Below are 19,677 nucleotides of genomic sequence, written 5' to 3' on the forward strand. Positions count from 1 at the left end.
AACGCGCTGATCGACGCCGCCGAGTCCGGCAAGCAGGTGCTGGTCCTCGTCGAGATCAAGGCCCGGTTCGACGAGCACGCCAACATCAAGTGGGCGAAGAAGCTGGAGGAGACGGCGCCGTCGAGCGCGACGCCCTGCGGCCCGGCCTCGCGGATCCACAGCGGCAGGCCGTGCCGGTAGGCGGCCTCCATGATCGGATCCTGGGCGATCTCCCGCCGGACGGCCTGGAGTTCACCGTCGTCCCCCCGCTGCTCCAGCGCCGCCGCGAACTGCGCGAGCAGCGGCAGGCACCAGCGCGACTCGTGGTCCCCGAGGACCGTCGAGGCGTCCGGGTGGAACAGGACGAAGCGCAGGAAGTTGTCCTCCGGCATCGCCGTCGGATGCGGACCGACCTCGCGGAAAAGTGTCCGGAAAGCGGTGTTCGCGATGACCGTGTCCCAGCGCTGGTCGAGGACGACGGACGGAAACGCCACCGCGTCCAGCAACGCGGCGTAGTCCTGGAGGTACGCGCGGGCCTCGTGCCCCTCGGGGAAGGGCCGCGGTACGGACCGCTGCCCACCTGCCCTGTACGCCATCGGGAGGTCACCCCTCTTGCCTGATGCGGCCATCTCGCGGCGCCCCGATCCTCCGGCCCCGCACTCGTCATGTCAACTATCGTGGCATTCGACGGTGGTTGACGGCTGAAATTGGCCACAGTTGTGGCGAGACCTGGATGTGAGTTCGAAAAACCCGCTACTCTCCGGGCAGTTGACCGTGACTGCCGGTATGGATGAAGGTGACCGCCGGTCCGGGGGAGGCGGTTTCGGCCGGAGAGCCGCGGGGCGTCCGCGAGAGATGTAGGAGACCTGTTCCGTGACGGATGGCTACGAGGTTGCGGGCGACCCGGCGACGGCTTCGCTGCCGGCGCTCGTCGCCCGTGTCACCGCGCTCGCCGGCCGGCTCGGTGTGCCGTCCGCGCAGGTCTTCGACGTCCCCCGGCTGTCGGTGTCGTCCGGCGTGCCCGAATCCGTCGTCAAGGCGCTGCTGAGCGGACGTCCGGCCGGGGAGCCCGACGTCCAGGCCCGGTTCCTCCAGCGGCTCGGGCTGCTGCGGCGCACCCGCCTCAAGCCGAACGGCCGCAAGTACACCCAGCAGGAGATCGCCGACGGCGCGGGGATGTCCCGGCAGCAGGCGGGCGCGCTGATCAACGGCGACCGGCGGCCCACCATGGAGCACTGCGACGCCATCCAGCGGTTCTTCCGCGTCCACGCGGGCTTTCTGACGGCGGACGACCCCGAGGCGATCACCAGCGTCCTGCTCCACACCGAGCAGGAGCTTCTCCAGCAGCTCGCCGCGCGGGAGGCGGCGTCCGCGGCGGACCCCCTGGAGCGGCTCCTCCAGGACCACGGCGTGCGCGGGATCGCCTGGCGGGCCGCCCAACTCCCCACCGACCAGCACCGCGACAAGGTCGCCGAGTGGCTGGACATGCTCCTGGAGAGCGTCAAGCGGCCCGAGTCGTGAACGAGCGGAGGGCGGTGGGCATGAGCAGGCGGATGCGGCGGCTGTGCGGCGAACTCGTCGAGGGGCTCACCCTCGACGTACCCGCCGCGCCCCAGGAGCTGTACGCGGGGCTGTGCGCCGGGATGAGCAGACGGCGCGGGCGGCCCGTGCACTTCCGTACGGCCGCGTTCCCGGTGGGGACCGCGAGCGGGCTGTGGCTGGACATGGCCGATCAGGACCTCGTCGTGATCGAGGAACGGACCGCGCCCGATCATCAACTGGTCATCCTCGGACACGAGCTGTGGCACATGACCGCCGGGCACCACGGCCATCACGTCGACGGTGCCGTCGTCGCCGCGCGGCTGCTGTGCGACGGCGCCGACCTCCAGGAGACGGTCCGCGCGGTCGCCGCGCGCACGCGGTTCGACGAGGCGGACGAGCGGGAGGCGGAGACGTTCGGGCTGCTGCTGGCCAGCCGCTGCCGGAGCCTGCTGGCGGGCGGCCCGGAGAAGGGGCAGCGCGACCGGCTCGCGGGGCGGATCGAGGCGTCGCTCGGGTATCTGCGGCAGGACGCGAAGTAGAGTCCCGCCAGACACGCGTACCGCTGCCGCAGGGCCCCAAAAACGGGGTCCTGGGCCTCTTTTGGCGGGCTTCCGGAGACCTGCCGTGCGCTATGCAGGTGAACCGGAGCGCATCGCAACGGGGTTGAGGGCGATTGTCAGTGGCGGGGGGCAAGCTGGAGGGTACGCCGTCGCCGATCAGGGGAGAGCCGCCCGATGCCCACCGCCGCCGTACTGACCGACCGTGAACGTGCCGCCGTCCAGGCGTACTTGAGGCTGCTGAACACCGTCGCCGCCGCGTACGACGGGGAGGTGCGCGTCGTCCCCGCGTCGGTGCTGGCCGAGGCGGAGCAGGCACTCGGCGAGGCGGGCCTCACCGGCAACGAGGAGGAGTTCTTCCGGCTCGTACGGGGGTGGTGCCCCTGAGCTTCACAGGGGCACCGGACCTCGAAGACGCCGGACCTCGCGAGGCGCCGGCCCCCGAAGACGCCGAGCCTCAAGAACCGCCGGACCGCGCAGGGCGCCGGTCCCCGAGGACTCCGCCCCCGTGAGACGCCGGACCTCGCGCGACGCCGACCCCCAGAGGCACCGGACCTCGGAGAGCCCCGCCCCACAAGAGACACCGGACCTCGCGGGGCGTCGGCCCCCGAAGACGCCGAGCCTCAAGAACCTCCGGACCGCGCAGGGCGCCGGTCCCCGAGGACTCCGCCCCCGTGAGACGTCGGACCTCGCGGGGCGCCGGGCGTCGGAGTGTGCCCGAGGCCCGGAGGGCGTCGCCGGATCAGGCGGTCCGCGGCACCGTGATCGCCGTCGCCAGCACCCCGTCCCGCACGGTCCAGTACCCCTCGAACCGCCCGACCTCCCGCCCGTCGACCACCGGCCCCGGTACGAGGAGGGTCGCCGAGAGGGTGCCGAAGGCGTCGTCGGACGGGGTGAGGACGATGTCCGCCTCGGCGAAGTCCAGCCACTTGCCGGTCAGCGGGAACCACGCCTTGTAGACGGACTCCTTGGCGCTGAACAGCAGCCGGTCCCAGTGGATGCCGGGGTGGGCGGCGGTGAGCGCGGCGAGCCGCTCCTCCTCGGCGGGCAGCGCGATCGCGGACTGCACGCCCTCCGGCAGCCGGTCGTGGGGCTCCGCGTCGATCCCGAGGGAGGCGAGGTCGCCCTCGCGGACCAGCGCCGCCGCACAGTACCCGGCGCAGTGCGTCATGCTGCCGCGCAGCCCCTCGGGCCAGCCGGGAGCGCCGCGCTCGCCGGGCAGGATCGGCTGCGGGGCGACCCCGAGCTTCTCCATCGCCTGCCGCGCGCAGGCCCGCACGGTGGCGAACTCGCGACGCCGCTTGTCGACGGCCCGCGTGATCACCGCGAGCTCCTCGGGGAACAGCCCCGCCTCGGCGCCCGGATCGGCGGCAGCCGGCCCGAACGCCTCCACCGCCACCACCGACGCCGGCAGCAACCGCTCGATCACGCGCCCTCTCCCTTCACGAACAGCAACCGCCCGCTCACTGGCTCTCTCCTTGCACGGGCAGCGAGCCGACTCACTGCCCCTCCGGCCGCACGGACGGCGATCCGACTCACTGCCCTTCCCGCCGCCCGGCCACCGGACCCGCCGCTCACCGGCCCTCGCCCCGCACCGACGGCACCCCCGCTCACTTCGCCCCACCCGGCACCGGAAGGATCACCCGCGGGCGCCCCGGTGAGCCCTGGCGCTTCTTCCACTCGCGGGGGTAGCCCACCGAGACCTCCTCGAAGCGGACGCCCTCGTGCCAGGTCGTGCGGGGGATGTGGAGGTGGCCGTAGACCATGGCGGCCACCGGGAAGCGGCGGTGCCAGTCGGCCGTCAGCGTCGTCCCGCACCACATCGCGAACTCGGGGTACCACAGGACCTCGGTGGGGTGCCGGTCCAGCGGGTAGTGGTTGACGAACACGACGGGCAGGCCGGGCGGCAGCTCCCGCTCCAGGCGCTCCAGCGTCTGCTCCACCCGCGCCCGGCACCACGCCTCGCGGGTGGGGTAGGGGTCGGGGTGCAGGAGGTACTCGTCGTTGCAGACGACGCCCGTGCCGTGCGCGTACTCCAGCCCCGCCTCCTTCGTCGCGCTGCCGGCGGGCAGGAACGAGTAGTCGTACAGGAGGAACAGCGGGACGACCACCACGGGGCCGCCGGGGCCCTCCCAGACGGGGTAGGGGTCCTCGGGAGTGACGACACCGAGGTCGCGGCAGACGGAGACGAGGTGTTCGTAGCGCTCGACGCCGCGCAGCGTCACCGGATCGGAGGGGTGCGTCCACAGCTCGTGGTTGCCCGGCACCCAGACGACCTTGCGGAAGCGGCTCGCGAGGGTCTTGAGGGTCCAGCGGATGTCCGCGACGTTCTCGGAGACGTCGCCCGCGACGAGCAGCCAGTCGTCCTCGGTGTCCGGGTGCAACTCCTCCACCAGGGCCCGGTTCTCGGGGTATCCGATGTGCAGGTCACTGATGGCCAGCAGTCGTCCGGCACCCCCGGCCGTCGTCGTCACCGCACGTCCCCGTCTCCACTGAGTCTCTCGAATCCGGAAGTCTCTCGACATCCGGCACATTCCAAGGTCACCACGACAACACATCCCGCGTCCCACGACAAGGTGGCCCTCCCCACAGCGGACACCCGGCAGTCACCACCCGGGAATCCGTAACACGCGTGTTGCACGCGAGACTCCTCCCAGGCCGTATGATCGCCCCAACACCACCGCCATGAACTTCCCTTCGCGCAGGGCGGTTTGGTGTCCCCTCCTCATCCCTTGCCCGGGCCGGGCCCGCTTCGCCCTGCCCGCGACCCCTGAAAGGCGGCCTCGCATGGTCTCTCGCGTACGCGTCTGGCTCAACCGCACGTACGCGGAGAACGTCTTCTTCATGGATCAGCTGCGGAGAAATCCCAGCGACCGCGCCGTGGAGATCCATGCGACGCACGGCGACGCCGACTCCCCCGTCCTGGCCGCCGCCGACACCGCCGACCTGGAGCCCGAGGGCCTCTCCCCCGCCGCCTATGTCGAGTTCGCGCTCGACCAGTGCGCGCGCCGCTCCATCGACGTGTTCGTGCCGCGCCTGCACCAGTCGGCGATCGTCGAGCACCGCGCCGACTTCGAGGCCGTCGGCACCGCGCTGCTCGCGCCGACCCCGCAGGCCGTCGCCGTCTTCGAGGACAAGATCGTCGCGTACGAAGCCGTACAGGCCATCGGCGTCGGTGTGCCGCCGTGGTTCCGGGTCCGTGACGCCGAGCAACTCGTCGCCGCTGTCGACGCGTTGGAGGCCGACGGCCACAAGGCGTGCTTCAAGCCGGCGTCCGGTGCGGGCGGGGTGGGTTTCCGTGTCGTCACCCGCACCCCCTTCTCCCTCACGCACCTCAGCGGATTCCCCTCGCCCTACGTGCCGTTGGACATGGTGACGGCGGCGCTGGAGGAGGCCGACGAGGAGGTCGACTGGATCGTCATGCCGCGCCTTGAGCAGCCCGAGGTGTCGGTGGACTGCCTCACCGGCCCCGACAACCTGCTCCGGATGGCGATCGGGCGCACGAAGAACGGGCGCCGGCGCGGGTTCACGCAGGACAAGCGGTGGCTGGAGCCGGCGCAGCGGATCGCCGAGGGCTTCGGGCTGCACTACCTGTCCAACATCCAGTTCCGGATGTTCGGTGACGAGCCGGTCCTCATGGACGTCAACACCCGGCCCGCCGGCGGACTGCACCAGCTGTCCCTGTGCGGCGTCAACGCCCCCTGGGCGGCTGTGCAGTTGGCGCTCGGCGAGGACCCGGGCGAGATCGCGCCGCCGTTCCTCGGGCAGGACTACACGGTCGTCTCCGGACCGCGTCCGCTGCGCCCGGTGACGCTGCCGGCGCAGCGGGTCGACGAGCCGGTGCTCGCGCCGGTGCAGGCTGCGGCGACGGCGGTGCAGAGCCGGTCCGTGGAGGCGCCGGTGGGCTCCGAGGCGGGGGCTCCCGCGTAGCGTTCATGCGTCAGCGCAGGTCACAGACGTGAGTGGCCTTGTCTCCCCCGGTCGTCGCGGCAGCCGCGAGAACTGGGGGAGATTTTTTTGTCCGGGGGTGTATCAGGGGGTGGGGCGGGTGCTCTTACTCATGTGGGCGCGCATGGGGCTCCATGGGGGAAGCACCGGCGTCTCCAGGGGGAAGCACCACAGTTCCGCGGAACTCACGGGGGACCGAACGGGGTACGGGAGGTCCGCGGAGCGATCGGGGGATCGGGTCGGTCGGCCGCTGTCACGGGGAGCGACCGACCGACCCGAACGACGTTCAGAACCGTCCGGCTCCCCGGTGCAGCTCCGTCCCGGCCCCCACGACCCGCATACTCCGCACACCGTAGATGCCCCAGTGGACGAAGATCCCCAACTTGGCGTCGGTGAACCAGAGTTGCCTGGGCACGGCTGAACTCCTCGACCGAGCTGGGGACTTGCCGGGGGGAAAGAGAGAACCCGGGGGACGGGCACCGCCGAGTGCCCGTCCCCCAGGGGTCACGCGCGCCGCAGCCGCAGTGTCAGGATCTGGAACGGCCGCAGCTCGACCGCGACCGACCCGTCCGACCCCAACTCCACGTCCTCCTGCGGCCGTTCGAGCAGGTCCGTGAGCTGCGCCCCGGCGAGCGCCACGGACGTCCGCAGCACACCCCGCGCCCGGCCGCCGCCGGACTCGTAGAGCCGGACGACGAGGTCGCCGGAGGAGTCGTCGGCGAGCTTGACGGCCTCGACGGTGACGCCCTCGCCGTCCACGGAGACGACGGGGTCGGCGGCGCCGGCCGACTCCGCGAGGCGCAGCGGCAGGTTGAGGGAGTAGCCCTCGGCGACCGCGTCGGCGATGCTCGCGCCGGGCAGCAGGGAGTAGGTGAAGCGGTGGCGGCCCTGGTCGGCGCCCGGGTCCGGGATGCGGGGGGCGCGCACGAGGCTGAGGCGGACGGTGGTCGTCGTGCCGCCGTCCTCGCGGACCGTGCGGGAGACGTCGTGGCCGTACGTCGAGTCGTTCAACACCGCGACGCCGTAACCCGGTTCGGCGAGGTGGACCCAGCGGTGGCCGGAGACCTCGAAGCGGGCCGACTCCCACGAGGTGTTGGTGTGGGTGGGCCGCTGGATGTGGCCGAAGGCGATCTCGGCGGAGGAGTGCGGCGCGCGGATGTCGATGGGGAACGCGGCCTTGAGGATCTTCTCGGCCTCGTGCCAGTCGATGTCCGTCTCGACGTCGATGCGGGAGCTGCCCGCGCGGACGGTGACCGTCTGGACGATCGTCGAGCCCTTCCCGAAGGACCGCTCGATGCGGACGGCGCCGATCAGCGGGTCCGCCTCGACGACCGCCACCGAGTCCGCGTCCAGCAGGTCGGTGTAACGGTTCTTGTAGTGCTTGTCGATGTCCCAGGCGTCCCAGTAGTTGGGCAGGTCGGTGTGCAGGCGCAGCAAGTTGCCGGGTTCGGCGAGGACTTCACGCCCGGCGCCGATGTCGTACACCGACTTCAGGGTGCCGTCCTCGGCGAACTCCACCCGTACCAGGCCGTTGTCGAGGGTCAGCCCGTCCACGGTCACCGGATTCGGGACCGCCACCGCGTCGCCCAGCGCGGCGCTGCCGTTCGCCGGGACCTCGACGTAGGCGCGGGTGCCGTCGGGGGTGCGAACGACCTCGGCGCGGTCGTAGGGGCTGGTGTTGAAGACGCGCAGGCCGCCGTGGCCGAGGGCGTCGATCGCCTCGGCGGTCAGCTCCTCCAGCTCCCCGGCGACGCGGGCGTACTCGGCCTCGGCCTCGCGGTGCACCCAGGCGATGGAGGAGCCGGGCAGGATGTCGTGGAACTGGTGGAGCAGGACCGTCTTCCACAGGCGGTCGAGCTTCTCGGCCGGGTAGGTGTACTGCGGCGCGTGCAGCGCGGCCGTCGTCGCCCACAACTCGGCCTCGCGGAGCTTGTGTTCGCTGCGCCGGTTGCCCTGCTTGGTGCGGGCCTGCGAGGTGTAGGTGGCGCGGTGCAGCTCCAGGTACAGCTCGCCGACCCAGACGGGGGCGTCGGGGTACTCGGCGCGGGCCTTGGCGAAGAACTCGTCCGGGTGCTCGATCTCGACCTTGGCGGAGCCTTCGAGGTCCTTCAACCGCCGTGCCCGCTCCATGATCTCGCGGGTGGGGCCGCCACCGCCGTCGCCCCAGCCGAAGGGCGCCAGCGAGCGGTTGGCGTTGCCCTTCTCGCGGTACTGGCGGACCGCGCGGGCCATCTCGACGCCGCTGAAGCGGGCGTTGTAGGTGTCGACGGGCGGGAAGTGGGTGAAGATGCGGGTGCCGTCGATGCCCTCCCACCAGAAGGTGTGGTGGGGGAAGGTGTTGGTCTGGTTCCAGGAGATCTTCTGGGTGAGGAACCACTCGTTGCCGGCGAGCTTGGCGAGCTGCGGATAGGCGGCGGTGTAGCCGAAGGAGTCCGGCAGCCACACACCCTTGGTCTCGATGCCGAAGTGCTCGATGAAGAACCGCTTGCCGTGGATGAGTTGACGCGCGACGGCCTCGCCGCCGGGGAGGTTGCCGTCCGCCTCGACCCACATGCCGCCGACGGGCGCCCACTGGCCCTTCTTCACGGACTCCTGGATCCGCGCCCACACCTTGGGGTAGTTGTCGCGCACCCACTCGTACTGCTGGGCCTGCGAGCAGGCGAAGACGAACTCCTCGTACTCGTCGGCCAGGGACGTCACGTTGGAGAACGTGCGGGACGTCTTGCGCTTCGTCTCGCGGATCGGCCACAGCCACGCGGAGTCGATGTGCGCGTGGCCGACGCCGGAGACGATGTGCGCGGAGGCGTTGGCGGGCTTGGCCAGCACCGGCGCCAGCACGGCGCGGACGTCGGCCGCCGAGCCCGCGACGTCGTCCAGGTCCAGGGCGTCCATCGCGCGGTCGAGGGCGTGCATGATCTCGTGGCGGCGCGGGTCGTGCTCGCTCAGCTCGACCATCAGCTCGCGCAGGACCTGCACGTCGAGGTCGAGGTGCCACACCTCCTCGTCGAGGACGGCGAGGTTCGCGTGCCGGAAGGTGTAGAGGGGCTTGGAGCCCGCGGTGAGGACGTCACCCATCGGCGTGATCTTGGAGAAGTTGTCGGCGAGGATGTCCGGGTTGGAGGCCGCCTCGACGAGGTAGTCGATCTCCTCGCCGCCGGTCGCCGGGTTCGCGACGGGGACGTACTGGTTGAGCGGGTTGACGGCCTTCAGGGGCGTGCCGTCGGGCGTGTGGACGAGGGCCTCGGCCTGGTTGCCGGGCCAGTCGCCGACGAAGCCGAGGTCGATGACCGACTCGACGCGCCGGCCCGCCCACTCGGCGGGGACGGCTGCGCGCATCCGGAACCAGGTGGTCCCCCACGGCGGCCCCCAGGGGGTGTCCATCTCGAACGGCTCGTACGTCGCGGCGGCGGCCTCCTCGAAGGACACCGGCTCTCCCGGGGCCTGCCAGGCTTCCACCGCGAAGGGGACGGTCGCCGCGTAGATCGCGGGCTTGATGCGCTGGGCGTGAAGGCGCTCGACGCGCTCCTCGATCCGCTGGCGTTCGTCATGCATGAGAGGTCTCCAGGGAGAGATACCGGAACAACCGCAGAAAGCGCTTTCTGGACGCTTCCCGCCGGGAGCTTACTTGAGGTAGCCGAGACCAGGGTGGACGGCCGTGTAGCCCTCGACCAGCCTGCGGGCGATGTTGACCGAGTCCACCAGCGGATGCAGCGCGAACGCTTTCACCGCCGTCGTACGGGAACCGGATTCGGCGGCGGCGAGGACCTCACGCTCAACAGCCTTGACGGAGCTGACCAGTCCGACCGCGTGGCCGGGCAGCGGGGCGACGGCGACCGGGTGGGCTCCGTTGGCGTCGACCAGGCAGGGCACCTCGATGACGGCGTCCGCGTCCAGCACGGAGAGGGTGTGGCGGTTGCGGACGTTGAGGATCAGGGTCGTGCGCTCGTCACGGGCGATGGCCCGCATCAGCGCGAGGGCGACCTTCTCGTACCCGCCGGAGAGGTCGTCCTCGTCACGCTCACCCGCACCTGCCGTCTCGCGGTTCTCGGCCATGTAGGTGGCCTCGCGCTCGGCGCGGGTGCGGTTCCAGGCGTCCAGGGCCCGTGCGCCGGGGGCGGCGACCTCGTCGTAGAACTGGGCCTGCTGGTCGCGCAGGAAGGCACCCCGGGTCTTCACGGCCTCCTGGTAGGAGCGGACGGCCTCGCGGTTGAAGTAGTAGTAGTGCAGGTACTCGTTGGGGATCGCGCCGAGGGAGGCGAGCCAGTCGGTGCCGAAGAGCTTGCCCTCCTCGAAGGAACCCAGCAGATCGGGGTCGGCGAGGAGGCGGGGCAGTTCGTCCCGGCCGGCGATCTTGAGGCCGCGCACCCAGCCGAGGTGGTTGAGGCCGACGTAGTCGATGTAGGCGTCGTCCGGGTTCGCGCCCAGCACGCGGGCGATGCGGCGGCCGAGGCCGACCGGGGAGTCGCAGATGCCGATGACGCGGTCGCCGAGGTGCCGGGACATCGCCTCGGTGACGAGGCCCGCCGGGTTGGTGAAATTGATGACCCAGGCGTCGGGAGCGAGCCGGGCCACGCGCCGCGCGATGTCGACGGCCACCGGGACCGTCCGCAGCCCGTAGGCGATGCCGCCCGCGCCGACCGTCTCCTGACCGAGGACCCCTTGGTCGAGGGCGACCTTCTCGTCGTTCGCCCGGCCCTCAAGTCCGCCGACGCGGATCGCGGAGAACACGAAGTCGGCGCCGGTCAGAGCGTCGTCCAGATCGGTGGTGGCGGTCACCGTCGGCGCGTCCGGCACGGTGGACGCCTGCTCGGTGAGAACACGAGTAACCGCTTTCAGCCGCCCCGCGTCCAGGTCGTGCAGGACGACCTCGGTCACCCGGCCCTCACCGCGGTCTCCGAGGAGCGCCCCGTACACGAGCGGCACCCGGAACCCGCCGCCGCCCAGAATCGTCAGTTTCACGCCTCACCCTTTCCTGCCACGACCACCTCGACGCCCGCCTCTCCCAGGGAGGAGCGGGTCGCCGCGTCGACCGGGGCGTTCGTCACCACCACGTCCAGATCTTCTGGACCACAGACCTTCGCCATGCCCGTGCCGGGGAACTTGGTCCGGTCGGCGAGCAGGACGACTCTGTCGCTCGCCTTGATCATCGCGCGTTTGACCGGGACCTCGACGACGGTCGTGTCCATCACCTGGCCGCCGGGGCGCACGCCGCTCGTGCCGAGGAAGAGCCAGTCGGCGTGCAGCTGGCGGAGGTTGTCCTCGGTGAGGAAGCCGACCAGCGAGCGGTACTCGCGGCGGACCATGCCGCCGAGGAGGACCAGCTCGATGCCCTCGTCGTCCGCCAGTTCCTCGTAGACGACGAGGTTGCTGGTGATGACGGTGAGGCGGCGGCCGTGCAGTTGCCGGGCGAGCCGGTAGGCCGTGGTGCCGATGTCGAGCAGGACCGACTGGCCCGGCTCGATCATCGCCGCCGCGCGGGCGGCTATCGCGTCCTTCTCGGCGACGCGCACCTCGGCCACCTCGGCGAAGGGCTGGTCGCCGTCCTCCGCGACCGCACCGCCGTGCACCCGGGTCAGCAGGCCGTCCTCCTCCAGCTTGACGAGGTCGCGCCGGATGGTCGCGGGACTCACGCCGAGCTGCTCGGAGAGGTCGGTGACAGCGGCCGGGCCGCCGGAGCGCAGGGCCCGGAGGATGAGTTGATGTCGTCGTTCTGCCAGCACGACACGAACAGTACTCGTCATCTTCAATCAAATCCATGCTCGTTTCTGCTCGACTATTGACCAGATCTGGATGAGGGCGCACGATTCCGTGCACCGAATGTGAACAGTTCTGACGAACGTTCCGACGAGAGGCGCCACCCCCGTGGACGACACCCCCGAAGCCCGCCCGGACGTGCTGCTGACCGGGCTGCTCTTCTACGACCTCGTCCTCACCGGCCTGGGCAAGCCCCCCACGCCCGGCGAGGAGGTCTGGACGGCCGGCATGGGCTGCGGCCCCGGCGGCATCGCGAACCTCGCGGTGGCCGCCGCCCGCTTCGGTCTGCGCACCTCGCTCGCGACGGTGTTCGGTGACGACTTCTACGGCGCGCACTGCCACGAGGTGATCGCCGGCCAGGAGGGCGTCGACCTCTCGCTCTCCCGGATCGCCGACAACTGGCCGACCCCGGTCACGGTGGCCCTCGCCCACGGCGACGACCGGGCGCTGGTCACCCACGGCCAGGAGCCCCCGTTCACGCAGGACGCGCTGATGGCCGACCCGCCCGCCGCACGCACCGCCCTGGTCCACCTGGAGGCCGAGCCCCGCGCGTGGATCGCGAAAGCCGCGGCCAACGGCACCAAGGTGTACGCGGACGTCGGCTGGGACCCCACGCAGGAGTGGTCGCCCGCCCTCCTGGAGCAGCTCGCGCTGTGCCACGCGTTCCTGCCCAACGAGACCGAGGCCATGGCCTACACCCGCACCGACAGCGCCCGCGCCGCGCTCGGCATCCTCACCGAGCTGGTACCGGTGGCCGTCGTGACACGCGGCGGCGAAGGTGCGGTGGCGGTCGACCAGGAGACCGGCGAGTACGCCGAGGTCCCCGCGCTCCCGGTGGACGTCCTGGACGCGACCGGCGCGGGCGACGTGTTCGGCGCGAGCTTCGTCGCCGCGTCCCTCGGCGGCTGGCCCCTGGAGGAGCGGCTCAAGTTCGCGGTACTGGCCGCGGGCCTCTCCGTCCAGCATCACGGCGGGGCGCTCGCTGCGCCGGGCTGGTACGGGGTGGACCAGTGGTGGCGGTCGGTGACGGATCCCGGGCTCCGGCACGCGTACGGGTTCCTGCCGGAGCGGCTGCCCGCCGACCCGGGAGGGCCGGTGAGATATGCACCGGTGACGCCACCGGCTCGGCTGGGGTGAGGGGGTGCGCCCACCGGGTCGGGTGGTTTTGGTGGGTGGGCGGCTGCGGGCCCGTGGTGGCCGTTCGCGCCCACGCGGCGGTAGCCGCAAATAGACACAGCCCCGCGCCCCTGGAAGGCGGCTGCGCCGCCATCGCCGGGCACCCGCGCTCAGACTTCCTCGGCGCCGGGTATGCGCCCACCGACTCGGGTGGTTTTGGTGGGTGGGCGACTGCGGGCTTGTTGTGGCTGGTCGCGCAGTTCCCCGCGCCCCTAGAAGGCGGCTGCGCCGCCATATCAACACCGCGCACCCAAACTCCACAAACGCCGGTTGAGTGCCCACCCACTCAGCCACCCTCTCCGGCCACCGGCCGCGAAGGAGCCGAAGGGGCGCGTCGGTGTCGAGGGCGCGGGCGCGCGGAGGCCCGAAGGGCTGAGCACGGCCGTGTCCTCGACACCGACTTAGGCGCCCCGTAGGCGAGAGAGCCAATGTCACAGCCCCGCGCGCCAGCCCAACAACCAACGCCCACAAAAAAACCAAACCCCTCAACGCAGGCCCCAACCAACCCCCACACCCCCTCCCCCTCAACGCCCCCCGAAAGGCGGTAAAAGCTGTGCAGCTCTCACGAAGAGGTCTGCTGCGCGCCGGCCTGGCCACCGGTGCCGCCGGCGCGCTCGGCGGACTGGCGTCCGGCTGCGCGGTGCCGGCCGGCTCGACCGGCAACAGCATGGTGCTGTGGTACTGGAACGGCGGCCTGAGCGAGACCGTCGTCAAGAACGCCAGGAAGCGCTACGGCCCCGGTGTCGACCTGAAGGCGATCCAGATCGGCGGGTACTACCGCTCGAAGCTGATCACCACGATGGCCGGCCGGGCCCACATCCCCGACATCGCGGGGCTCAAGGGTGAGGACATGGCCTCCTACCTGCCGAACGCGGACCAGTTCGTGGACCTGCGTACGCTCGGCGCGGACAAGCTGAAGAGCCAGTACCTGTCCTGGAAGTGGGACCAGGGAGTGGCGGACGACGGCACGATGGTCGGCTTCCCCATCGACTGCGGCCCGGTCGCGCACTTCTACCAGCCGGCGATCTTCGAGAAGGCGGGCCTGCCCCACGAACCGGCGGACGTCTCGAAGGACATCGCCACCTGGGAGCAGTTCTTCGCGGCCGGCGAGCAGTTGAAGAAACGCATCCCGGGCACGTATCTGCTCACCGACATCACCAGCGTCTTCACGATGTCGATGAGCCAGGGCACCAGGCAGTACGTCGACAAGGACAAGCACTTCATCGGCGACGAGACCCACGTGCGCACGGCGTGGGCGCGGGCGGTGGAGGCGAAGAGGCGCGGGATCGTCTCCAGCATCGTCAGCGGCACCCCGGACGCGCTGTCCGCGCAGGAGGACGGCAAGCTGCCGTCGAACCTGAACGCCTCCTGGTCGAGCAGCGACCTCAAGCAGGGCGTGCCGAAGACGGCCGGACGCTGGCGGGTGGCCGCGTGCCCCGGAGGCCCCTCGAACATCGGCGGCTCGTTCCTGGCGATCACCAAGGAGTGCCGGGAGCCGCAGAAGGCGTTCGAGATCATCACGTGGCTGCTGAACGCCGAGAACCAGGCGCAGGGGTTCGTGGACGCGGGGCTGTTCCCGTCCACACCGGCGTCGTACGGCATGAAGAAGCTCACCGAGCCCGACCCGTTCTTCGGGGGGCAGGTGACCATGGACGTCTTCGGGCCGGCCGCGCAAAAGATTCCGGTCGCCTACAACAGCCCGTTCGACATCGCGCTGGGCCAGCCCTTGAAGGACGAGATCAAGAATGTCGGCGTCCTCGGCAAGAACCCCGAGCAGGCATGGAAGGACGCCATGAGCAAGTGCCGTCGTATCGCGAAGCACCTGGGGGTGAGCTACTGATGGCCACCGCCCTGGACAAGCCGCCCGTCAACGTCACGGACGAGTCGCCGAGCCGGCCGAGGAGCGGCTGGCGCAAGTACTGGCATCTCTACGCCGCGATCTCCCCCTTCTACCTGCTGTTCCTCGGCTTCGGCTTGATCCCGGTCGGTTTCTCGCTGTACGTCTCGCTGCACCGGTGGGACGGCCTCGGAAAGATGGAGTGGGCGGGACTCGCGCAGTACCGCTATCTCCTCGGGGACACGGACTTCTGGCACTCGATCGGGACGACGCTGATCATCTGGGCGCTGGCGACGTTCCCGATGATCTTCCTGGCGATGGTGACGGCGGTGATGCTGAACTCGGCGGTCCGCTTCAAGAACGTGTACCGGTTCGCCTACTTCCTGCCGAACGTCACCTCGGTGGTCGCGGTCGCGATCATCTTCGGGTCGGTGTTCTCCACCAACTTCGGCCTGATGAACGCCCTGTTGCAGGCGGTGGGCCTGGACCAGGTGGCGTGGCTGAACACGCCGTGGGGGATCAGGGTCGCCATCGCGATGCTGATGACCTGGCAGTGGACGGGCTACAACGCGATCATCTTCCTCGCCGGGCTCCAGACGATCCCGAGCGAGCTGTACGAGGCGGCGAAGATCGACGGGGCGAACCCGTTCCAGACGTTCTTCAGGGTCACGCTGCCGATGATGCGGCCGGTGCTGCTGTTCGTGCTGGTCGTCTCGACGGTGACCGGGCTCCAGTCGTTCTCGGAGCCGCAGGTGCTGCTCCAGACGACCGCCAACGACTCGGCGTACGCGGGTGGTCCCGGGCACTCGGGCCAGACGATGGTCCTCTACTTCTTCCAGCAGACCTTCGACAACAACGACTTCGGCTACGGCGCCGCCGTGGCGTGGGGGATCTTCCTCGTCGTCATCATCTTCTCGATCGTCAACTGGCGCCTGGTGCAGCGCCGGGGCGAAGACTAGGAGCCGGGCGCCATGTCATCCATCAAGGGCTCCCGCGGACGCGGGATCGCGCTGCACGCCGTGCTGGTCGTGGGGCTGCTGCTGTCGGCGTTCCCGTTCTACTGGGCCGTCGTCATGTCGACGCACACGTCGTCGGAGATCTTCTCCTATCCGCCGAAGCTGCTGCCGGGCTCGCACTTCGGGGAGAACGTCCGCAATCTGCTCGACTCGATCGACTTCTTCGGGTCGATGGGCAACTCGCTGCTGGTCGCGTGCAGTGTGACCGTGCTGGTGCTGTTCTTCGACTCGCTGGCCGCGTTCGTGTTCGCGAAGTTCCACTTCCCGGGGCGCCGGGTGCTGTTCGCGCTGCTGATGGTCATCTTCATGGTGCCGGCGCAGCTCGCCGCGATCCCGCAGTTCGTGATCATGGCGAAGCTGGGCTGGATCGGGTCGATGACGTCGCTGATCGTGCCGGCCGCGGCGAACGCGTTCGGGATCTTCTGGATGCGCCAGTACATGACGGGCGCGATCCACGACGAACTCCTCGACGCGTCCCGCATCGACGGCGCGAACTTCCTGCGCCAGTACTGGCACGTCGCCCTGCCGGTCGTGCGGCCGGGCCTCGCGTTCCTCGGGATCTTCACGTTCATGGGCCAGTGGAACGACTACGCGTGGCCGCTGATCGCGCTCACGAACCCGGACAACGTGACCCTCCAGGTCGCCCTGTCGCAGCTGAACGGCAACCACGGCACGACGGACTACGGGATGGTCATGACCGGCGCGCTCCTCGCGCTGGTCCCGCTGCTGATCGTGTTCGCGGTCGGCGCCCGCCAGATCATCGGAGACCTCGCGAAGGGGGCCATCAAGTAATGGACCTGTCCGCCCCGCGCCCCTGGGAGTCACCTGAGGTGACCTCCTGGGGGCGCTCCCCCATGTCCGCCGTCGACCGGCGCGAGAACGCCCTCTGTCTGGACGGCGAGTGGCGTTTCCAGCTGCTCCTCTCCCCCGACACGGCGCCCGGCCCGGACTGGTCCACCCAGACCGTGCCGGGCGCCTGGACCATGCAGGACACCGACGACCTGCCGGTCTACCTGAACGTCCGGATGCCCTTCGACGACGTCCCGCCGGCCGTGCCCGCCGCGAACCCGACGGGCGTGTACGAGAGGGTCGTGGACGTCCCGGCCGAGTGGACCGGCAAGCGGATCACCCTCCAGGTGGGGGCGGCGGAGAGCGTCCTGCTGGTCCACGTGGACGGCGCTGCGGTGGGTCTGTCGAAGGACTCGCACCTCGCGGCCGACTTCGACATCACCGGCCACGCGCGGCCGGGCGGGCGGATCGTCGTCCGCCTCACCGTCGTCAAGTGGTCGGACGCCTCGCACATCGAGGACCAGGACCACTGGTGGCACGGCGGGATCACCCGGTCGGTGCTGCTGTACGCGACGGACCCCCTGCACCTCGCCGACGTCGACGTGCGCGCCGGTGCCGACGGGGCGCTCCGCGTCGACTGCGCGGTGCGGCACACCTCGGGGAACCTGCCGGAGGGCTGGTACGTGACCGGCGAGCTGGACGGGCAGCCGCTCGACCGGGACACCGAACTCGACCGGTTCAACGTGGCGGAGGACCGGGTCTCCGGCTTCCTGGGCGAGGCCCGCCTGAACGCGCGCGTGCCGGACGTACGCCCCTGGAGCGCCGAGACGCCGGTCCTGTACGGCCTCACGGTGCGGCTGCACCGCGCCGACGGCTCCGTAGCGGACGTCTCCCGGCACCGGGTGGGCTTCCGGGACGTCGCGATCGTCGGCCGGGATCTGCTGGTCAACGGGGTGCGGGTGTTCCTGCGCGGGGTGAACCGGCACGACTTCCACCCGCTGACGGGCCGGACGGTGACGTACGACGACATGCGGGCGGACCTCGCCCTGCTGAAGCGGTTCAACTTCAACGCGGTGCGCACCTCGCACTACCCGAACGACCCCGCGTTCTACGACCTGGCGGACGAGCTGGGGCTGTACGTCGTCGACGAGGCGAACGTCGAGTCGCACGACCACGCGCACGAGATCGCCGACGATCCGCGCTATCTGGGCGCGTTCGTGGACCGTGTCTCGCGGATGGTGCTGCGGGACAAGAACCACCCGTCGGTGATCGTGTGGTCGCTGGGCAACGAGTCGGACTACGGGGCGAACCACGACGCGGCGGCCGGCTGGGTGCGCCGGCACGACCCCACTCGACCGGTTCAGTACGAGGGCGCGTCGAAGCTCGACTGGGCGGCCCCCTCGGACGCCTCGGACATCGCCTGCCCGATGTACGCCTCGCTGGAGGACGTCGTCGCGCACGCCCGTTCGGGGAGGCAGACGAAGCCGTTGATCTGGTGCGAGTACTCCCATGCGATGGGCAACAGCAACGGCACGCTGGCCGACCACTGGTCCGCCATCGAGTCCACCCCTGGACTTCAGGGCGGGTTCATCTGGGAGTTCTGGGACCACGGCATCCTCCAGCGTGTGAACGACGGACGACCGGCCGGGCGTGGGGGCGCCGGGCTCTACGAGAGCGGCGTCGCCGGACCCGGCCACCGCTGGGCGTACGGCGGTGACTTCGGCGAACCCGATCACGACGGGGCGTTCATCGCGGACGGCGTCGTCTTCCCGGACCGGACTCCTAAACCGGTTCTGTTCGAGCACCGGGAGATCGCCGCTCCGGTCCGGCTGGAGTCCGACGGCTCCGACAACGTCGTCATCTCCAACCACCAGCACTTCATCGGCCTGGACTGGCTGGCCGCCGAGTGGCGGCTCGCGCTCGCCGACGGCACCGGCCGCACCGCTCCGGCCGGCCTGCCGGCGCTCGCGCCGGGTGAGTCCGCCGTCGTCCCCGTGCCGTTCGAGCTGCCCTCGGACGGCGGGGAGGCGTGGCTGACCCTGCGGGTGACGACGGCTCTTGAGTTGCCGTGGGCGCCTGCGGGGACGGAGGTCTGCGTGCCTCAGGTGCGGCTGCGGGGTCCTGCGGCGGGCGGGGAACCGGTCGTCTCGGGGAGTGTGGAGGTCGACGGCGACGGGCTGCTCGTGCATCCGCTGCTCGCCTCGCCGCCGGTGCTGACGCTGTGGCGGGCGCCCACCGACAACGACGAACTGGGCGGGATCGCGCCGCGCTGGCGGACGTGGGGGCTCGACCGGCTCGTGCGCAGGCTGGTGGCGGTGCAGCGGGACGGCGCGAAGGTCGTCGTGGACGCCGAGTACGCGGGCGCCACCGGCGTCGTGCGGCACCGGCAGATCCTCACGCCGGTCGAGGGCGGTGTCCACGTCGACGAGTCGGCGCAGGTGCCGGAGGCGTTCCACGACGTGGCGCGGGTCGGGACGGTCTTCGAGACCGTGCCGGGCCCGGAGCTGCTGGAGTGGTTCGGGCAGGGCCCCTGGGAGTCGTACCCGGACCGCGCGCACGGCGCCCCGGTCGGCCACCACACCGCGCCCGTCGACTCACTGTTCACCCCTTACCTGCGTCCGCAGGAGAGCGGCGGCCTGCACGGCGTACGGCGGTTCACGCTGTCCGCGCCGGACGCCACCGGTCTCGCCGTGACGCTCGACGGGCCGCGCCAGGTCTCCGTCACGCGCCACCGCGCGGACGATCTGACGGCAGCCGCGCACCACGACGAACTCGTGCCGCGCGCGGGCTGCGTGGTGCACGTCGACGCGGCACACCGGGGGCTCGGCACGGCGTCGTGCGGGCCCGACACCTTCCCCTCCTATCTCGTCGCGACGGGCTGCCACCACTGGAGCTGGACCTTGCGCGCGCTGTAACCCCCCACTCCCTGTCCTCGGCATCCCTTTCCGCACCACCCGGAGCACACGTGTGTACTTCGCATGCCCACAACTCTGACGGCGCCTCCGACGGCGAGCCCTGCGAGGCCCCGCAGGCCGGGGCCGGCCGGCGCGGTTTCCTGCGGGCGACGGCGCTGCTCGGC

15 protein-coding genes and 2 pseudogenes are annotated in these 19,677 nt (G+C 70.9%); 10 read left to right on the forward strand and 7 right to left on the reverse strand.

What is annotated here, in order from left to right; all coding sequences use genetic code 11:
* Window positions 1–111, forward strand: a pseudogene (locus ACVNF4_RS17575) (hypothetical protein); the annotation flags it as partial.
* Here ACVNF4_RS17575 and ACVNF4_RS17580 read toward each other — a convergent pair.
* Window positions 111–575 (reverse strand): annotated as a pseudogene (locus tag ACVNF4_RS17580) (MmyB family transcriptional regulator); the annotation flags it as partial. The pseudogenes ACVNF4_RS17575 and ACVNF4_RS17580 sit on opposite strands and share 1 nt — an antisense overlap.
* 277 nt (window positions 576–852) lie before the next feature.
* Here ACVNF4_RS17580 and ACVNF4_RS17585 point away from each other — a divergent pair.
* The 3 genes from ACVNF4_RS17585 to ACVNF4_RS17595 all read left to right on the forward strand — a co-directional run bounded on the left by ACVNF4_RS17585 (window position 853) and on the right by ACVNF4_RS17595 (window position 2,465).
* Window positions 853–1,500 carry a helix-turn-helix domain-containing protein gene (locus ACVNF4_RS17585; RefSeq protein WP_461803764.1) on the forward strand — a complete coding sequence of 216 codons (648 nt, stop codon included), beginning with the start codon at window positions 853–855 and terminating at the stop codon, window positions 1,498–1,500.
* A 32-nt stretch (window positions 1,501–1,532) separates the two neighbouring features.
* Window positions 1,533–2,060: a toxin-antitoxin system, toxin component gene (locus ACVNF4_RS17590; protein WP_461803778.1), complete on the forward strand. Its 528-nt coding sequence runs from the start codon at window positions 1,533–1,535 to the stop codon at window positions 2,058–2,060.
* 195 nt (window positions 2,061–2,255) lie between these two features.
* Window positions 2,256–2,465, forward strand: coding sequence for a hypothetical protein (locus ACVNF4_RS17595; protein ID WP_461803765.1), 210 nt, complete (start codon window positions 2,256–2,258; stop codon window positions 2,463–2,465).
* Between the two features lie 355 nt (window positions 2,466–2,820).
* Here ACVNF4_RS17595 and ACVNF4_RS17600 read toward each other — a convergent pair whose 3' ends face one another.
* Together ACVNF4_RS17600 and ACVNF4_RS17605 are read right to left on the reverse strand one after the other, a co-directional pair.
* Complete coding sequence (locus tag ACVNF4_RS17600) at window positions 2,821–3,507, reverse strand: 4'-phosphopantetheinyl transferase family protein (RefSeq protein ID WP_461803766.1); 687 nt, start codon at window positions 3,505–3,507, stop codon at window positions 2,821–2,823.
* 181 nt (window positions 3,508–3,688) lie between these two features.
* Entirely contained in the window at window positions 3,689–4,552 is an 864-nt protein-coding gene (locus ACVNF4_RS17605; RefSeq protein WP_461803767.1) for a metallophosphoesterase family protein, read from the reverse strand.
* A 313-nt stretch (window positions 4,553–4,865) separates the two neighbouring features.
* Here ACVNF4_RS17605 and ACVNF4_RS17610 point away from each other — a divergent pair, with 313 nt between their 5' ends.
* Window positions 4,866–6,008: an ATP-grasp domain-containing protein gene (locus ACVNF4_RS17610; protein ID WP_461803768.1), complete on the forward strand. Its 1,143-nt coding sequence runs from the start codon at window positions 4,866–4,868 to the stop codon at window positions 6,006–6,008.
* Between the two features lie 304 nt (window positions 6,009–6,312).
* Here the strand turns inward: ACVNF4_RS17610 and ACVNF4_RS17615 are convergent, their stop codons facing one another.
* From ACVNF4_RS17615 to ACVNF4_RS17630, 4 genes are all read right to left on the reverse strand, one after another.
* Window positions 6,313–6,441, reverse strand: a complete 129-nt coding sequence (locus ACVNF4_RS17615) for an alpha-L-fucosidase (RefSeq protein WP_461803769.1) — start codon at window positions 6,439–6,441, stop codon at window positions 6,313–6,315.
* 89 nt (window positions 6,442–6,530) lie between these two features.
* Window positions 6,531–9,578: an alpha-mannosidase gene (locus tag ACVNF4_RS17620; RefSeq protein ID WP_461803770.1), complete on the reverse strand. Its 3,048-nt coding sequence runs from the start codon at window positions 9,576–9,578 to the stop codon at window positions 6,531–6,533.
* Between the two features lie 69 nt (window positions 9,579–9,647).
* Window positions 9,648–10,985 (reverse strand): 6-phospho-beta-glucosidase, encoded by a 1,338-nt coding sequence (locus ACVNF4_RS17625; RefSeq protein WP_461803771.1) that lies wholly within the window; start codon window positions 10,983–10,985, stop codon window positions 9,648–9,650.
* The gene (locus ACVNF4_RS17630; protein WP_461803772.1) at window positions 10,982–11,746 is read right to left on the reverse strand and encodes a DeoR/GlpR family DNA-binding transcription regulator; all 765 of its coding nucleotides are present in this window, start codon (window positions 11,744–11,746) and stop codon (window positions 10,982–10,984) included. The genes ACVNF4_RS17625 and ACVNF4_RS17630 overlap by 4 nt, the downstream gene beginning before the upstream one ends.
* Before the next feature lie 142 nt (window positions 11,747–11,888).
* On the opposite strand from ACVNF4_RS17630, the gene ACVNF4_RS17635 reads away from it, so the two are divergent.
* The 5 genes from ACVNF4_RS17635 to ACVNF4_RS17655 all read left to right on the forward strand — a co-directional run bounded on the left by ACVNF4_RS17635 (window position 11,889) and on the right by ACVNF4_RS17655 (window position 19,513).
* Window positions 11,889–12,917, forward strand: a complete 1,029-nt coding sequence (locus ACVNF4_RS17635) for a carbohydrate kinase family protein (RefSeq protein ID WP_461803773.1) — start codon at window positions 11,889–11,891, stop codon at window positions 12,915–12,917.
* Window positions 12,918–13,509: 592 nt separating this feature from the next.
* The gene (locus ACVNF4_RS17640) at window positions 13,510–14,796 is read left to right on the forward strand and encodes an extracellular solute-binding protein (RefSeq protein WP_461803774.1); all 1,287 of its coding nucleotides are present in this window, start codon (window positions 13,510–13,512) and stop codon (window positions 14,794–14,796) included.
* Entirely contained in the window at window positions 14,796–15,752 is a 957-nt protein-coding gene (locus ACVNF4_RS17645) for a carbohydrate ABC transporter permease (RefSeq protein WP_461803775.1), read from the forward strand. The genes ACVNF4_RS17640 and ACVNF4_RS17645 overlap by 1 nt, the downstream gene beginning before the upstream one ends.
* Before the next feature lie 12 nt (window positions 15,753–15,764).
* Window positions 15,765–16,601 (forward strand): carbohydrate ABC transporter permease, encoded by an 837-nt coding sequence (locus tag ACVNF4_RS17650; RefSeq protein WP_461803776.1) that lies wholly within the window; start codon window positions 15,765–15,767, stop codon window positions 16,599–16,601.
* The gene (locus ACVNF4_RS17655; RefSeq protein ID WP_461803777.1) at window positions 16,601–19,513 is read left to right on the forward strand and encodes a glycoside hydrolase family 2 TIM barrel-domain containing protein; all 2,913 of its coding nucleotides are present in this window, start codon (window positions 16,601–16,603) and stop codon (window positions 19,511–19,513) included. The genes ACVNF4_RS17650 and ACVNF4_RS17655 overlap by 1 nt, the downstream gene beginning before the upstream one ends.
* Window positions 19,514–19,677 lie beyond the last annotated feature (164 nt).

Source organism: Streptomyces sp. S6 (assembly GCF_054880855.1).

Excerpts from the sequence above, each read along its gene's own strand:
- ACVNF4_RS17590 (WP_461803778.1), top strand. The coding sequence starts at position 1,533 with ATGCGGCGGCTGTGCGGCGAACTCGTCGAGGGGCTCACCCTCGACGTA.
- ACVNF4_RS17595 (WP_461803765.1), top strand. The coding sequence starts at position 2,256 with ATGCCCACCGCCGCCGTACTGACCGACCGTGAACGTGCCGCCGTCCAG.
- ACVNF4_RS17610 (WP_461803768.1), top strand. The coding sequence starts at position 4,866 with ATGGTCTCTCGCGTACGCGTCTGGCTCAACCGCACGTACGCGGAGAAC.
- ACVNF4_RS17620 (WP_461803770.1), bottom strand. The coding sequence starts at position 9,578 with ATGCATGACGAACGCCAGCGGATCGAGGAGCGCGTCGAGCGCCTTCAC.
- ACVNF4_RS17645 (WP_461803775.1), top strand. The coding sequence starts at position 14,796 with ATGGCCACCGCCCTGGACAAGCCGCCCGTCAACGTCACGGACGAGTCG.
- ACVNF4_RS17650 (WP_461803776.1), top strand. The coding sequence starts at position 15,765 with ATGTCATCCATCAAGGGCTCCCGCGGACGCGGGATCGCGCTGCACGCC.
- ACVNF4_RS17655 (WP_461803777.1), top strand. The coding sequence starts at position 16,601 with ATGGACCTGTCCGCCCCGCGCCCCTGGGAGTCACCTGAGGTGACCTCC.